The organism is Streptomyces sp. NPDC050842 (assembly GCF_044456565.1).
In the GTDB taxonomy this organism is placed as follows: domain Bacteria; phylum Actinomycetota; class Actinomycetes; order Streptomycetales; family Streptomycetaceae; genus Streptomyces.
Genome location: NZ_JBITGA010000005.1, coordinates 373,832 through 388,498, shown reverse-complemented (window position 1 = coordinate 388,498; position 14,667 = coordinate 373,832). Strand labels below are relative to the sequence as shown.

The window sequence follows — 14,667 nt, the reverse complement described above, 5'->3', positions numbered from 1 at the left end:
GACGGCCGTCAGGCGTCGCTGCCGGTGTGGGTCTCGTCCGGGTCGACGCCCATCGTCAGCGTGGCGACGACCCCCTTCGCGATCTTCCCCTTCGGGTACTTGAGGGTGAGGAGGCCGCCCTCGGCGCCGTTGCCGGGATAGATGGTGTCGTCGTCGAGGGGCGTGCGCTCGGTGGTGCTGGTGGAGTACGGGGCGACCTCGGCGGAGTCCAGAACGGCGGCCTCCGCGAAGAAGAGCTGCCCGGTGTGGCAGGTGTGCCCGCCCTCGTAACCGGTCGCCGTCATCTTCCCGCCGACGTGCACCTTGGTGTGGACGTGCACGCAACGCCCCCGGTACCAGCCGGGGAAGACCGTCCGGAACTCCACGTACCCGTGCTTGTCGGTGAGCTGGGTGCCGCGCAGGTACCGCTTGTCGTCGGTGGGCTCCTCGTGCCCGCCACCACCTCCACCGCCGGGGCCGCCGGTCGGAGGCGTACCCGTGGGCGGGGTCCCGGTGGGCGCGTCAGTGGGCGGCGTACCGGTCGGAGGCGTACCGCCCCCAGGAGCCCCACCCCCACCACCCGTGCTGAGACTCTCGTACCCCGAGTAGATCCCCAGCGCGTCGCAGTGCCAGATGTCGACGGCGGCGCCCCGCAGCGGCTTGCAGGTCTCGGAGTCGATCACCTTGAGCCGCACGGTCATCGGGATGCCCTCCCGGTCCTCCGTGATGTCCTTCCGGATCTTGTCCGCGTCGATGTAGTACGGCCCTTCGGTCGTCTCCGACGTCAGCCGGTAACAGGCCTCGCCCGCAGTGGGCTTGGCGGACGCCTGCTCCCCGGACGCTCCGTCCGCCGAGGCGGTGGAGACGACCCCGGCGCCGATCCCCGCCGCGACCACGACCCCACCACCCGCGACGAGCGCCCGCCGCCGGGTCATGTCCCGCCTGTGCTTCTGGTTTTCGCTCATGGGCGAGGACCCTAGGAAGCAGGCCTGTCAGGAACGTGGGAGCGGGCTGTGGGTTCCTGTGTACGTCAGTTGCGGACGGCGTACGAGACGAAACCCGCCCAGGCGGTCGGCGTCAGCGCGAGCTGGGGACCGCCGAGGTTCTTGGAGTCGCGGACGTGGACGGTGGCGGGCGTGGTGGCGACCTCGATGCAGGAGTCACCCTCGCTGCCGCTGCTGTAACTGCTCTTGCGCCAGGCGACCTCGATGCAGGAGTCGCCCTCGCTGCTGCTGCTGTAGCTGCTCTTGAACCACGCCAGTTCGGAGGCGTCCCCGGCGGAGATGTTGCGGATCATGTCTCTCCCAGCAGTTGCTCAATGAGGGCAGTCGACTCACGCGGAGTGAGGGCCTGAGCCCGGATGATGCCATACCGCAACTCCAGGATATGGAGCTGTTTCGGCTCGGTCACCGGCCGCCCGTTGGCCACAGCCGCAGAGCGTCCCACCGCCGATCCGTCATCGAACTTCAGCACTTCAATACCGCCCGCCAGTCCGGCGTGCTCCTCGCGATTCATCGGCATCACCTGAAGCTCGACGCTGCGCAACTGCCCAACCTCCAACAGGCGCTCCAGCTGAGCCCGGAGCACCATCCGCCCGCCCAACGGGCGGCGCAGCGTCCACTCCTCAAGGACGAAACTGAGTTCAGGGGCGGGATCTCTCTGGAAGATGGACTGCCGGGCCACACGACCCGCCGCCATCCGATCGACCTCGTCCTGCGTGTACGCCGGCCGCCGCATCAACAGCAGCCCGCGGGCGTACTCGGGCGTCTGCAAGAGGCCGTGGATGTTGAGCGGGTCGTACAACTGAATCTCGACCGCTCGCTCCTCCAGCTTCGCCAAGGCCCGCACCTTTTTCGGGTACCGGACCTTCGCCACGTCCTCCTTCATGGCCGAGATCAGCCCATCCGCTCCCAGTACCTCGTCCGCCTTGTCCAGGAACTCAGGTCGGGGGATCCGCTTCCCGCTCTCGATCTTGTAGATGAGGTCCTCGCCGTAACCGGTGGCCGCCCCGAGCTCGGCGGCGCGCATCCCCACCGCCTCCCTCCGCAGCCTCAACTGCCGCCCCACAGTGGCGACTACGGCCACGCCCCAGTCATCGTCGGGATCGACCTCCCACCCCGGCTCGTCCGCTTCGGTCTTGAGCCGCTGCGCCCCACCGTCCACCGACATACCCGCACCCTTCCCTCGCCCCTTCGTGGCGCGACACCTCCCCCGGAAGGGCTCCGGACAGCCCGGACAGCAGTGGACAAGCTCCGGACAGTCACCCTACGCATCGGCGTCGTCACTGTTCACGGTAAGCGGGGGCGGCCACGCTCGGTGACGTGAATCAGCAGAACACCACCCAAGTCCTTTCACCCGCACGTCACTTCAGCGTTCTCCTGTCCTCCACGCCACGCGGGGCCCGGCTCGCCCGGCTGCTCGCCGTCGAGTGGATGTGGGAGCACGAGGTGCCGTACGGCGTGACGGAGGCCGCCACCCAGGTCGTCGCCGAACTCGCCGCGAACGCGGCCACGCACGGCAGGGTCGCCGGCCGGAGCTTCCGGCTGGCGCTCGTCACCCACGACAGCGTCCTGCGCATCGAGGTGACGGACACCCGAGGCGAGAACCTCCCACGCCTCCAACCACCCATCCCCCCAAGCGACTCCGGACGCGGGCTGCTCCTCGTCGAGGCGCTGGCCGACCGGTGGGGTGTCGGGCTCGGCCCCGTACCCCGGAAGACCGTATGGGCCGAACTCGACCTGCCACGCCCCTGACCTGCGAAGACGATGCAGCCACCGAACCCCGGAAATGCGGAGTTCGGTGGGGCGGAGGGTCTCCCAAAGGACGACCACAGAGAGAAAGAACCCATACCAAGCCCCACCCCTCCCGCCCCGGGCGCACGCTCACTCATGCGGGTGAAGAACATCAACTCAGCTGGATTTCGCCCCGGTTGCCTGCCTTACGCTCAGCTCGGCTGGCATATGACCGCAGACATACGTCGGCCCTCGCCGGGACGGCAATCCCAGTGCGAGGGCCTGACCAAGAGGAAGCAGCATCTTCCCCATGGGTGTTCAGAACACTAGCGTGCGACCGCACTCCCAGTCCCGTAACGACGGGAAAAACCACTCCTCCCGGAGTACCCGGAGGCGCTACGGCGGCGTAGTCCACGACAACGCCCGCCACACCACCCGCTTCACGGTGGTCGGCAACCACCTGGCCCAGCACGAGGACCTGTCTCTCGTCGCGATCGGCCTGGGCGTCCACATCCAGTCGCTCCCGACCGGCGCCCAGGTCGACATCGACACCCTCGCCGAGCGCTTCCCCGAGGGAAAGACCCGGATCGCCAACGCCCTGCGCGAGCTGGAGACCCACGGCTACCTGCGGCGCACCCGGGTACGCACGGACGGGGGCCGCATGGTCACCCGTACGGTCTCCTGCAACCAGCCGGGCCGAACAGGCGGCGGCGAGGGCGACCCGAGCCCCCGCCCCCAGCCCCGGCGGGCACCCGACAAACCACCCCGCCGCCGAGCCCTCCCCGCCGTACCGCAGCCCGCGTACCCCGCCCCGGATCTCCTCCAGACAGCCCTGGGCGTCCTCTCCGGCCTCCGCCGCGAGGACCCCCGACTCCTGATCTCCGCCACGGACGCCGAACACCTCGTCCCGGGCGTCGCCGCCTGGCTGGAGCGCGACCTCACGCCCGAAGCCGTACACCGCGCCCTGACCGCCGGCCTCCCACAGGAACCCCTGCACCGCCCGGCCGCCCTCCTGGCCCACCGCCTCACGGCCCAGCTCCCACCACTGCCACCGTTCCGCACCCCGAACGACCCGGCCGCCCGGCACCCCCTCCAGAACTGCGACACCTGCGACCGCGCCTACAGAGCCCCCGAACCGGGGAGCTGCCGCGACTGCGCGGCCGGCTGAGGAAAGGCTGCCTGGCATGAAGGTGATGACTCGGCCCGATGGGCACAGACGAGGAGCCCCCATGACCATCGCCCCGGACGACGCACGGCAGACCGCCTCCTTCCGCTATCGGGCCATGCGGGACTTCGTCCAGTCCACGGACGACACCGTGCCCGGCAAATTCGAGGTCACCAAGGAAGGGATCGTTCACGACATGACGGCGCCCGTCGGCCCGCACGAGCTGACGACCGTGCACCTCCGCAGACGCCTTGAGAAGGTGATGCCGGAGGAGATGGTGGCCCATACGGGCGAACCCGACGTCGAGGACGCCTCCGAGGGCATCATGCGTCGACCCGACGTGATGGTGATCGCCCTCGCGGACATGGACGTCCCTGGCTCCTTCGACCCCCGCTCGCTCTTCGCCGCGATCGAGGTCGTCTCCCGCTCCAACCCTGACAACGACTGGGTGGTCAAAGTGCGCGACTATCCCTTGATCGGCGTCCCTTCCTACGCGGTCTTCGACCCCCGCACCGGCACCGGAGCCGTCCTCACCGACATCCACCCCACGCCCGACGGCCCCCGCTACGCCACCCGCAAGGACTTCGTCTACGGCGAGGACGTCACCATCGCCGAATGGACCATCTCGACGGAGGACCTGCCGCGTTACGGAAGCGAGCCCGGCGACCAGCCCTGAGCCGCGTGCCCAGGCCGGCCGCCGCCATACTGCTGGTCCTGGAGCAGCGCGGCCTCGACGTTCCCGACGACGTCCGCGACCGCGTCACCAGCTGCACCGACCCCGAGACGCCGCGTGGCTGGCTGGCCCGCGCCGTCACCGCCGCGTCGGCCGAGGAGATCTTCGCGGACGGGTAGAGCCGGCGGGGAGTACGGAAGGGGCCCGGGGACGAGGTTCGTCCCCGGGCCCGCGCGTCGCCGCCCGACTTGACGGGCTCGGTCCTTAGTTCGTTGCTCGTGTGAATGGGCGCGTGGCAGCATGCCTGAGTGACTGGGAACGGGGACGGGATACCGGAGCCTCGACGGGTTTCGAGACTGGCGGATTTGGCGGACGGATCGGTCCCGGTGACCCCGCTGGAACCGGAGGCGGCTCTCGCGACCCCGGCCGCACGGGCCGTGCCGGAGCCTGGGCCTGAGTCTGAGGTCAGTGACCAGGCGGCCGTAGCACGGCGGGAGTTTGCTCGCTTGCTCGGCGAATTCCGGCGTACCGCCGCGCTGGTGCCGTTCGACGACTCCGAAAGCCTGTGGACGGCGGACTTCAACGGGGTCCGCTGGATCTGCGCGTTCTCGGACGAGGAGGCGCTGGCGCGGTTCGCGGTCGCGCGGGGGGAAGCGGGGCGCGAGTGGACGTACCGGACGGTGCTGGGCGCGCGGCTGCTTGACGTGATGGTGCCGATGCTGCCCGGGCCCGGTGGGGTCGCGCTGGACGCGGGCAGTGCGGACGGGGCGCTGTTTCCGCCGGTGGCGGGGATCGTCCCGGACGAGGTGGCGGTGGATCTGGGCGAACGGGGAACGGGGGCACGATGAGCGGAACCGATCCTGATCTCGCGGCGCCGGCGGCGGCGCTGGCGGCGATAGCGAAGGGCATCGACCTGGCCCATGCCGAGCTGAAGGAGCTCGGCATGATCGGCGAGGCGTCGACGGGCCGCGGGTTCTCCGATCTCGCCCTGTCCGGGCTTGAGTTGGGGCACGGCGGGCTGACGTCGGAGTTCGAGACGTTCTGCGAACGGTGGGAGTGGGGGATCCGAGCGCTGACCCTGCGCGGAAACGGGTTCGCTCAGGCGGTCGGCCTGTCCGCGGGCTCGTTCGCGGAGCAGGAGCAGTACGTCAAGGACTCGATCAAGATCGGCGTGAACTCCCTCAACGGAAACCCGCACCTGTCCGAGGACGACGTCAAGAAGATGCGCTGGGACACGATCCGTGACCAGCACACCTGGGACAACGCGGACTGGAGCCCGGAGTCGGTCATCAAGACCCAGCACGAAGTCGATCAGCTCTGGCAGAACACCGGCTACGACGTCATGGATTCGGGGCTGGACTCGATGGAGCGTTCCGGGGTGATCGACCCGGCGGACCGCGACCGTATGGACGAGCGGCTCAGGGAGGACCTCGACCCTGACCAGGCGACCGTCGAACAGGCCGAGCAGCCGCGCTGGGGGGAGAGCCGCTGATGGTGGACTTCGGTGGTCTGCTCGACAAGGGCATCGACAAGATCGGCGAAGGCGTCGACAAGGGCAAGGAGATCGTCGGCGAGGCCGTCGACCACGCGACCGACAAGGTCGGCCAGGGCCTGGACAAGGTAGGCGCGCACGACTGGGCGGACTCGGTCGAGGACTGGGGCGACGGGGTCGCCTCCTCGCTCGGTGCGCAGGTCGGGGAGCAGCAGCTCGGGCAGACCGAGGACGCGGACGAACTCGTCCACGGCAAGCCGGAGAAGATCGCCGAGGCGGTCAAGAACCTGCGGGACTTCCAGCGGGCGTTCGACCTGGTCGGCAGCGGGATGAAGCAGCTGGACTCCGGTCACTGGAAGGGCGAGGCGGCCGACGCGTTCCGGGAGAAGTTCAGCACCCTGCCGACCGACTGGCTGCATGCGGCGGACGCGATGGAGAACGCTGCCAAGGCGCTGGAGACGTACTCCACGGCGGTCGTGAGCGCGCAGGGCAAGGCGCGTGAGGCGATAGCGCTGTACAAGGAGGCCGACCAGGACTCCAAGTCGGCCGTCGACACGTACAACAAGAAGGTCGACGCCTACAACGCGGCGCGCACCGGCGACAGTCCGCTGCCGGATCCCGGTGCCTTCTCCGATCCCGGCAAGGCCAAACGGCAGCGCGCCCGGGAGATCCTGAACGACGCGCGGCAGGCCCGTAACGAGGCCGGGGAGACCGCGAAGGCAGCGGTCGGCTCCGCGCTGGCACACGCGCCGAAGGTGCCGACGGGCCGAGAGAGAGCCTTGCTCGAACTGACCGACTACAGCCTGGGGCAGAGCATCGAGCTGGCCCATGTCGGCGGTGGCGTCGTCAAGGGCGCGGCGGGGCTGGTCAACTTCGTCCGGTCGGTGAACCCGACGGACCCGTACAACCTGACCCACCCGATGGACTACTACAAGGGCGTCAACATGACGCTCGCCGGCCTGGTGTCCACGGCGGCGAACCCGGACAGGGCGCTGAAGAACGCCTGGGACGCGGCGAAGGGCGACCCGTCGGAGTTCATCGGCCGGCTGCTCCCGGAGCTGCTCGGCACGAAGGGCGCGGGGCTCGCACGCAGTGGTGTGCGCATCGGGCTGAACGGCACCAAGCAGCTGCCCGACGGGCAGAAGCCGGACGGCAGCCGCGCGGACCAGGAGAAGAACCCGCCCAGCACCTGCAAGACGGGCAAAGAGACGCGGTGCGAGCGGGATCCCGTCGACATCGCCACGGGCCGCATGCTGCTGCCCCAGACCGACATCGCCCTGCCCGGCTCGCTGCCTCTCGTCTTCCGGCGCGGCTTCGACTCCTCGCGCCGCTCGGGACGCTGGTTCGGCCCGACGTGGTCGAGCACGGTGGACCAACGGCTGGAGATCGACTCGGAAGGCGTCGTCTTCAGCTGTGACGAAGGCAGCCTCCTCGCCTACCCCCACCCCGCGCCCGGCGTCCCGGTCATGCCGAACCACGGTCGGCGGTGGCCCCTGGACCGTGTCGAGGACGGCTACACGATCACCGACCCCGACACCCGCAAGGTCTGGCACTTCACCGACCACGGCGACGGGCTCGCGCTCCTGGCCCAGATCGACGACCGCAACGGCCGCTGGATCACCTTCGAACACGACGAGTCGGGCGCCCCGACGGCGATCGTCCACCACGGCGGCTACCACCTGAAGCTGACGACGAGCGAAGGCCGGGTGACCGCGCTCGCCCTCGCGGGGGCGGCGGCGGACGGCTCCGACCAGGAGATCCTGCGTTACGGCTACACGGATGGCCACCTGACAGAGGTCACCAACTCCTCAGACCGTCCACTTCTCTTCGGCTGCGACGAGCAAGGCCGCATCACCTCCTGGACCGACACCAACGGCAGCCGCTTCGACTACGTCTACGACGACCAGGACCGCTGCACCTACCAGTCGGGCACGAACGGCCACCTCGAAACCACCTTCACCTGGGACGACGTAGACCCCGCGACCGGGCTCCGCGTCACCACCCTCACCGACGGCCTGGGGAACACCTCACGCCACCTGATCAACGAGCTCTCGCAGGTCGTCGCCGAGATAGACCCACTGGGCGCGGTCACCCGCTTCGCGTACGACCGCCACAACCACCTGCTGTCCCGCACGGACCCGCTCGGCCACGTCAGCCGCACCACCTACGACGAACACGGCCGCCCGACCCTGGTGGAGCGCCCGGACGGACGGCAGGCACGAGCCGAGTACGACGCACGCGGATTCCCGATACGCATCGCCGGCACCGACGGCAATGTCACCCGCCAGACCTTCGACGAACGCGGCAACCGCACGTCGGTGACGGACCCCTCGGGAGCGCGGACGGAGTTCGCGTACGACGAGTCGGGCCGGCTCACGTCGGTGACGGACCCGCAAGGCGCCACCACGCGAGTGGTACTGGACGACCGCGGCCTGCCCGTCGAGGTCACCGATCCACTGGGAGCCACGGCCCGCTACGAAAACGACGCGTTCGGCCGTAAGGTCCGCGTCACCGACCCCCTCGGCGGGGTCACCCGACTGGAGTGGACGGTCGAGGGCCTGCCGTCCCGGCGGACCGCACCCGACGGCACGGTGGAGTCCTGGACGTACGACGGCGAGGGCAACTGCCTGAGCCACACGGACGCGATGGGCGGCACGACCCGCTTCACGTACACCGACTTCGACCTGCTGACGTCCCGCACGGGCCCGGACGGAGTCCGCTACGAGTTCTCCCACGACACGAACCTGCGACTGACGCGGGTGACGGACCCGCGGGGTCTGACGTGGGACTACGCCTATGACCCGGCGGGCCGACTGGTCACGGAGACGGACTTCGACGACCGCGCGTTGAGCTACGCCTACGACGCGGCGGCCCGACTGACGTCCCGCGCGAACGGACTCGGCCAGACGATCCGATTCGACCGCGACAGCCTCGGCCGAATCGTCCGCAAGGACGCCGAAGGGGCGGTCACCACCTACGAGTTCGACGTCTTCGACCAACTGGCGACGGCGACGGGCCCGGACGCGACACTGCAACGCCTCCGTGACCGCTACGGCCGTCTCGTCTCCGAGACGGTGAACGGCCGCACGCTCGCGTTCACGCACGACGCGATGGGGCGGCGAGCAGGACGGACGACGCCGGGCGGTTCGACGAGCACGTGGGCGTACGACGCGGCGGGCCGCCGAACGGAACTGACGAGCTCGGGCCGGAGACTGGCTTTCACCCACGACGCCCTCGGCCGCGAAACCACCCGCCACATCGCGGACTTCGCCGTCTTCACGTCGTCGTTCGACACGATGGGCCGCCTCACGTCCCAAGAGGTCACCGACGGCACGAGCGGCCGCCTCCAGCACCGCGCGTACACGTACCGCGCGGACGGCGGCCTCGTAGGCATCACCGACGCGCTCTCCGGCCCGCGCCGCTTCGACCTGGACGGGGCGGGCCGGGTGACGGCCGTCCACGCGCACGACTGGACGGAGCGGTACGCCTACGACGAGACCGGCAACCAGACGGAAGCGTCCTGGCCGACCACCCACCCGTCCCACTCCGCGACGGGCACACGCGCCTACCAGCGCACGCGCATCACCAGCGCGGGGTCCGTCCGCTACGAACACGACGCCCAGGGCCGGACGGTCCTGCGCCAGAAGACCCGCCTCTCCCGCAAACCGGACACCTGGCGCTACGAGTGGGACGCGGAGGACCGCCTCACCGCGGTGACGACCCCGGACGGCACGGTCTGGCGGTACGCGTACGACCCCCTGGGCCGCCGAATATCCAAGCAATCCCCAAGGGAAACAGTCCACTTCACCTGGGACGGCACGACCCTCTGCGAACAGACGACTGAGGACATCACCCTCACCTGGGACCACGCGGGCCTACACCCCTTGGCCCAGACGGAACGCCGCACCGCCCCGGACTCCACAGACGAACGCTTCTTCGCGATCGTCACCGACCTCATCGGCACCCCGACGGAGCTCGTCGACGAATCAGGCGAACTGGCCTGGCGCACCCGCACGGCCCTCTGGGGCACCACATCCTGGAACAAGACAGCCACCGCCTACACCCCCCTCCGCTTCCCGGGCCAGTACTTCGACCCCGAATCGGGCCTCCACTACAACCACTTCCGCTACTACGACCCGGAATCGGCCCGCTACCTCAGCCAGGACCCACTGGGCCTGGCCCCGGCGGACAACCCTGCGACCTACATCCACAACCCGCACACCTGGAGCGACCCGCTGGGGCTCGGTCCCTGTCCGACCCGGATCGAGGGCGGAGGCTGGGACTTTCGTGGGGGTGCGAACCCGCTGGACATCATCCCGAAGGACGCCGTTCAGGAACCTTGGAAGCCAATCCCGGGTGGTGTCGAGCACGGCATCAAGTGGAAGTGGACGGACGATGTCACGGGCAAGACAGTGCGTATGCGCGTGCACGGTCCTGACCTCGGACCGCATGCCGGCGAAAATTCCAGAAGCGGTCCCATCTACCGAATCCAGATCTCGCACCAATTCCAGGACGAGACAGGTAAGCTCTACCACCCTCAGATCGGAAACCCGAAAAGCCCGAACTACAATGAGAAAGCAATCAACGACACCCACGTTCCGTGGCCCAGCGATCTGCCGATACCGTACCCACACTGATCCGAAGGATGGGACACATGGAAAGCAAGTACTACGTCGACTTCCTCCGGGATCTTCTGAGCCCCGACGAATCGGTGCGTACGGAGGCAAGCGACCGAGTTCAGGACTTCGTCAACCTGCTCTCCGGCACCCAGGCCAGAGTAGTGGGGGACCTGATCGCCATGCTGACTCCACACGAGGAGTCCCGGGTGGCCCTGGAGGCGCTCCTGCACGCCCTGAGCGATCTCGACGGGTGCGGGAAGCTCGAAGGCGTCGATCTCTCACCCCTGAGGGAAATCCCGGAATCCGCCATCCACGTCGAGCACCGTGAATACATGGAGGAATTCGCCCCGCGATGAGCACAGCAGCGTCGGAGAAGACGGGACCGGGGACTCAGGGCGTGGCACGCGATGCAGAGTAATCAGCACACAGCTGCTGTCATCCCACGCTGGGCACCTGAAGAGATCAGATCAATTCCGTGGAACTAGGATTCCTCCCCACCATCCCGCTGAACAGGCACCCAGATTCTGGATTCGTTCTCTTCTGCGCCACCGGCGCCCTGACCGAAGTTGTCGACTGGCTGACCGGCGTATGCGACAGCCTCGATGGCGATGCCGCACCGGAGCGAGTCAGTCGATTCATCGACCGCGGCGGCGACCTGGTGTATCTGTGACTTTCCATGCCGGCCACCCTCACGAGGGCACCCTCCACAGCCATTCCGAGCAGGAAGGCCCGTTGCTCGGACCGGACGGAGGCTTCGCGCGGGCATGGCTGACCGGCAAGAGCGTGGTTCCTGTCCCTGCCGGCACCCGTCTGGACACCGCCGTGATGTGCCGCGTCGAAGCAGGGTGTCGGGCTGTGGGCGCGCAGCACCCTATCGACGAGTCAACCGCGGCCGTTGCCCATGGCGTCTCGGCCTCGGTGGTCCCGCGTCAGCCCACCGAGATCGGCCTCGTCGCTCCTGCTCCTCTCGTGCTTCTGCACACCCCGGACCTGCAAGGAGCCGTTCTGTTCCCCGAACCGGGGTACACGCTGATTGCCGGTTCTGAGGCGTTCCTGGCCGCCGCCGTGCCCGAAGGAATCGATGCGGCACGGGCTCGATTCGGACGCTACGCACGAGCGATGAAGAAGCGGTGGCCATATCTCCAGAGGATCGCCACCGCCTACCCGCCTGCACACAGAGCGTGGTCGCACCCCAGCGATGTCACACCGGGCACTGCTTCAGCTCGCCTGGTGTCACTGCTCGGCGCCTTTACTCAGGGAACGTGCACCGCGCCTGAATTCGCCGACGGATGGTGGGAAGCCCGGAGAACCACGCATTCTCAGGGAGAACGGGCAAGCGGAGACTTGGCCGATCTCCTCGATGGAGTGTTCATGCTGCTTGAGGAGTACACACCCGACCCTGAACTCAGAGAGTCCGGCGACCTGACGGACAGTGAGCTGCGGGAGGGTGTCCAAAGCTTGGTCCGGAACACGGAGCGAGGGGCGGAAAGAAGATGATCACGTCTGCTCCCGACGACGGGATCCCCAAGCAATACCTCGACGCTGCTTCGCCGGCGGAGCTGGAACGCTACGTGCTGACGCCTGCGGTCGCGGCCTGGCCGCTTGAGCACTGGGTGCAGTTGAGGGTTCTCGCGGTCGGCCGCATGCAGTCCTCTGCCCTCTCGCGCGAGACCAGGCTCCGCTGGGGACACCTCGCCCTCTCCGCGATCTCCGGAATGGCGCGGAACCAGACGCCCCAGGAGACGATGGCCAACTCCGCCCGCGCGCGTGCCTACATGATCCTGGAGTTCGGCGTGAGCGACTGCGACGCGGCGCGGGACCTCCCCGCTCTCTGCTCGGAGATCCTGCGGAACCTGGGAGTCTCGCTGGAGGCGGCCGAGCGGCTCGCCGAGGATTGGCGGTCGACACCCCGGGAGCGGATGCTCCGACTACGCCGGATCAAGAACATGCTGACTCCGCTGCTTCCCCTTCACGCGCTCCTGAAAGAGGGTGACCCTGTATTCCAAGAGGCGCGAGCCTGGATGAAGCTCATTCCACACCTCCCTTGATAGGCGGACCCATCAGGTGGACGAAACGGAAATCGACAAGCTCCAGATCCATTCCGTGGAGCAGTCCAGCCCTGACGGAGGGGTCTGCATCGCTCGGGTCATCGGGGGCATCGTCCGGACCGGGCAGTCATTCGTCCTCGAAGAGAGCGACGATCCGCGAAGGTTCACACTGGACCGGATCGAGAAATACGGGCGCCCCGTGGAGTTCATGGACCCTCCGCACTCCGTGTTGGTCCACCTGTCCGGCTGCCCCCCCACCGGGCTCCGGTTCGGGAATGTCCTGGTGTGCCGGCCTGACAGTCACGGCCATGGTCACGCTCTCTGCGACGGGTGAGGGAAAGGAGGTCCTGGCACATGTCGAAGCTCTTCGACCTGGCCGGTGAGACGCTCAGCGGGCTCGGCTCGTTGCGGTGGCTGCGGGTCAGCGGTGGGCGCCACCCGCAGTACGGGTACCACCAGGTTCCCTTCCTGGGCTGGAGGTTCGAGGAACCGAGCGCCGAGAAGCTCCGGCGCATCGAGCGGGCTGTCGCCACGACTCCGACCCAGGTGGACTGGCGCATCGACACGTCGCGACGGAACTGGCTTCTGGCTCCCGCCCGCATCCTGGGAGACGGCGAGAACGCCGCGGCCTCGCCCGCCTTCGACGACCGCGTCAAATCCGCTATGCAGGACCAGGATTTCTGCGTTCGAGCATGGGCGGACCTCGGTGCGATGCTACGGACCCTGCGCGAGCTGCGGCCCGGGCTGAAGATGACCTTCACCGTGCGCCCCGGGCAGGGCGAACCCAGCGCCTTCGACCTCGGGGACATCACGTGCGAGGGGGAGAGCGGAGCGGTGGGGTCGGCAGGTCATGTCCCCGACCAGGGGATGATGATCCACCTGTCGGTTCCGCTCCTTCTCGACTCGCTGCGCCCCCTCTTCACCGGCGAGAGGAAGGCGGTCTCCTTCGTGGGTGCCGGCACGTCGTTCCGGCTCGACTTCAGGCACGACCGGAAGGGAACCGTGTCCGTTTCGGCGCAAGGGGCGGCGGTGGGGACATGCGGTCTCGAGGAGCTCGCGGACGCGGTTCTCCGACCCGCTCAGGAGTTTGCGGAGAAGGTTCTCTCGGTCCTTCCCGAAGGGGACGGCGCGAGAAGGGACTTCGCTGCCTCCATGGAGCGGTTCCGTGCGTCGACGACGTGAGGCTCCATGCCGCCGTGCGGCGCGAAGGGGCCCGGAATCATTGGTGGTTCCGGGCTCCTTCGATAACAGAGCGTCAGTGAGCAGAATCGCTCGGACGAGATGCGAGCACTGGTCAACGAACTGGAGAACTGGCCGTGACCGGCGTTGAATTCCTCGCCACTGTCATCACCACCGGAGAGCTGCATGGCCTCCGGATCGGCTCGACACTCGACGAGGTCGACCGGGCATTCCGTCATCCCTTCGTCGATGTCGTCGGCGAAGAAGGGGCGTGGTTGCGGCGGGACTATGGACTCGTCGAGTTCGCCTTCAACCCGGAGCCGGAGCCGGAGTGGGTCATGGCCACCGCGTCGATCCAGTTGCACCGGCTCGCGTCGGACGACGACCTGGCTCAGGCATGGGCGCGAAACATGGGCGTCGAGTTTCGCCGGTACACCTCCTGGGAGGATTGCGCGACAAGCTCTCCCGTACGCAAGGCGTCCCGGAGCTGAAGATCACCGACCAGGGCGGATTCCTCCAGCACCGGGCCGCGTCCTCGAACGTCTCCGTCCTCGTCGTGGACGATGAGGACGAAGAGCGCGGTTACCGCGTCGGCAACGGCGACGTGTGGAGTCTCGATCTGTGGGCGCCGTTCCGGGCGACCTGATGGCGCGCCGGCCAGCGGTGGTCCTACGTCAAGCGACCCGAGGGCGTGACGCTCAGCAGGCTCTCGGTTGTCCTGTCGTGTGACGAGGGGGCCGTGTCCGGCCTCGCGAGTCGTCTTCGAGGGATCCAGGAGCG

At 68.3% G+C, this 14,667-nt stretch carries 17 protein-coding genes; 14 read left to right on the top strand and 3 right to left on the bottom strand.

All coding sequences use genetic code 11. From position 1 onward, the window contains the following. Positions 1-8: 8 nt before the first annotated feature. The 3 genes from ACIBG6_RS18755 to ACIBG6_RS18745 form a co-directional block, all read right to left on the bottom strand. Positions 9-944: an intradiol ring-cleavage dioxygenase gene (locus ACIBG6_RS18755; RefSeq protein WP_399223682.1), complete on the bottom strand. Its 936-nt coding sequence runs from the start codon at positions 942-944 to the stop codon at positions 9-11. 65 nt (positions 945-1,009) lie between these two features. Next, the gene (locus tag ACIBG6_RS18750) at positions 1,010-1,276 is read right to left on the bottom strand and encodes a DUF397 domain-containing protein (protein ID WP_399223681.1); all 267 of its coding nucleotides are present in this window, start codon (positions 1,274-1,276) and stop codon (positions 1,010-1,012) included. Beyond that, on the bottom strand, positions 1,273-2,148 hold the full coding sequence (locus tag ACIBG6_RS18745) for a helix-turn-helix domain-containing protein (RefSeq protein WP_399223680.1): 876 nt from the start codon (positions 2,146-2,148) through the stop codon (positions 1,273-1,275). Before ACIBG6_RS18745 ends, ACIBG6_RS18750 begins: the two co-directional genes overlap by 4 nt. Before the next feature lie 152 nt (positions 2,149-2,300). Between ACIBG6_RS18745 and ACIBG6_RS18740 the strand changes: the two genes are divergently transcribed. The 14 genes from ACIBG6_RS18740 to ACIBG6_RS18675 all read left to right on the top strand — a co-directional run bounded on the left by ACIBG6_RS18740 (position 2,301) and on the right by ACIBG6_RS18675 (position 14,533). Next, a complete protein-coding gene (locus ACIBG6_RS18740) occupies positions 2,301-2,732 on the top strand; it encodes an ATP-binding protein (protein WP_399223679.1) in 432 nt (143 codons plus the stop codon). A 289-nt stretch (positions 2,733-3,021) separates the two neighbouring features. After that, positions 3,022-3,879: a helix-turn-helix domain-containing protein gene (locus tag ACIBG6_RS18735; RefSeq protein ID WP_399223678.1), complete on the top strand. Its 858-nt coding sequence runs from the start codon at positions 3,022-3,024 to the stop codon at positions 3,877-3,879. A 61-nt stretch (positions 3,880-3,940) separates the two neighbouring features. Then, the gene (locus ACIBG6_RS18730; RefSeq protein ID WP_399223677.1) at positions 3,941-4,552 is read left to right on the top strand and encodes a Uma2 family endonuclease; all 612 of its coding nucleotides are present in this window, start codon (positions 3,941-3,943) and stop codon (positions 4,550-4,552) included. Between the two features lie 5 nt (positions 4,553-4,557). Then, the gene (locus ACIBG6_RS18725; protein WP_399223676.1) at positions 4,558-4,728 is read left to right on the top strand and encodes a hypothetical protein; all 171 of its coding nucleotides are present in this window, start codon (positions 4,558-4,560) and stop codon (positions 4,726-4,728) included. Between the two features lie 129 nt (positions 4,729-4,857). After that, a complete protein-coding gene (locus tag ACIBG6_RS18720; protein WP_399223675.1) occupies positions 4,858-5,397 on the top strand; it encodes an SseB family protein in 540 nt (179 codons plus the stop codon). Continuing rightward, positions 5,394-6,041, top strand: a complete 648-nt coding sequence (locus tag ACIBG6_RS18715; protein WP_399223674.1) for a hypothetical protein — start codon at positions 5,394-5,396, stop codon at positions 6,039-6,041. Before ACIBG6_RS18720 ends, ACIBG6_RS18715 begins: the two co-directional genes overlap by 4 nt. After that, a complete protein-coding gene (locus ACIBG6_RS18710) occupies positions 6,041-10,678 on the top strand; it encodes a putative T7SS-secreted protein (protein WP_399223673.1) in 4,638 nt (1,545 codons plus the stop codon). The genes ACIBG6_RS18715 and ACIBG6_RS18710 overlap by 1 nt, the downstream gene beginning before the upstream one ends. A 17-nt stretch (positions 10,679-10,695) precedes the next feature. After that, the gene (locus ACIBG6_RS18705; RefSeq protein ID WP_399223672.1) at positions 10,696-11,016 is read left to right on the top strand and encodes a hypothetical protein; all 321 of its coding nucleotides are present in this window, start codon (positions 10,696-10,698) and stop codon (positions 11,014-11,016) included. 119 nt (positions 11,017-11,135) lie between these two features. After that, complete coding sequence (locus ACIBG6_RS18700) at positions 11,136-11,330, top strand: hypothetical protein (RefSeq protein WP_399223671.1); 195 nt, start codon at positions 11,136-11,138, stop codon at positions 11,328-11,330. A gap of 62 nt (positions 11,331-11,392) precedes the next feature. Then, positions 11,393-12,157 (top strand): colicin immunity domain-containing protein, encoded by a 765-nt coding sequence (locus ACIBG6_RS18695; protein WP_399223670.1) that lies wholly within the window; start codon positions 11,393-11,395, stop codon positions 12,155-12,157. Further along, on the top strand, positions 12,154-12,708 hold the full coding sequence (locus ACIBG6_RS18690) for a hypothetical protein (RefSeq protein ID WP_399223669.1): 555 nt from the start codon (positions 12,154-12,156) through the stop codon (positions 12,706-12,708). The genes ACIBG6_RS18695 and ACIBG6_RS18690 overlap by 4 nt, the downstream gene beginning before the upstream one ends. A 354-nt stretch (positions 12,709-13,062) precedes the next feature. After that, positions 13,063-13,890: a hypothetical protein gene (locus ACIBG6_RS18685; protein WP_399223668.1), complete on the top strand. Its 828-nt coding sequence runs from the start codon at positions 13,063-13,065 to the stop codon at positions 13,888-13,890. A gap of 134 nt (positions 13,891-14,024) precedes the next feature. Then, positions 14,025-14,378, top strand: a complete 354-nt coding sequence (locus ACIBG6_RS18680) for a hypothetical protein (RefSeq protein WP_399223667.1) — start codon at positions 14,025-14,027, stop codon at positions 14,376-14,378. After that, complete coding sequence (locus tag ACIBG6_RS18675) at positions 14,336-14,533, top strand: hypothetical protein (RefSeq protein WP_399223666.1); 198 nt, start codon at positions 14,336-14,338, stop codon at positions 14,531-14,533. Before ACIBG6_RS18680 ends, ACIBG6_RS18675 begins: the two co-directional genes overlap by 43 nt. Positions 14,534-14,667: the final 134 nt, after the last annotated feature.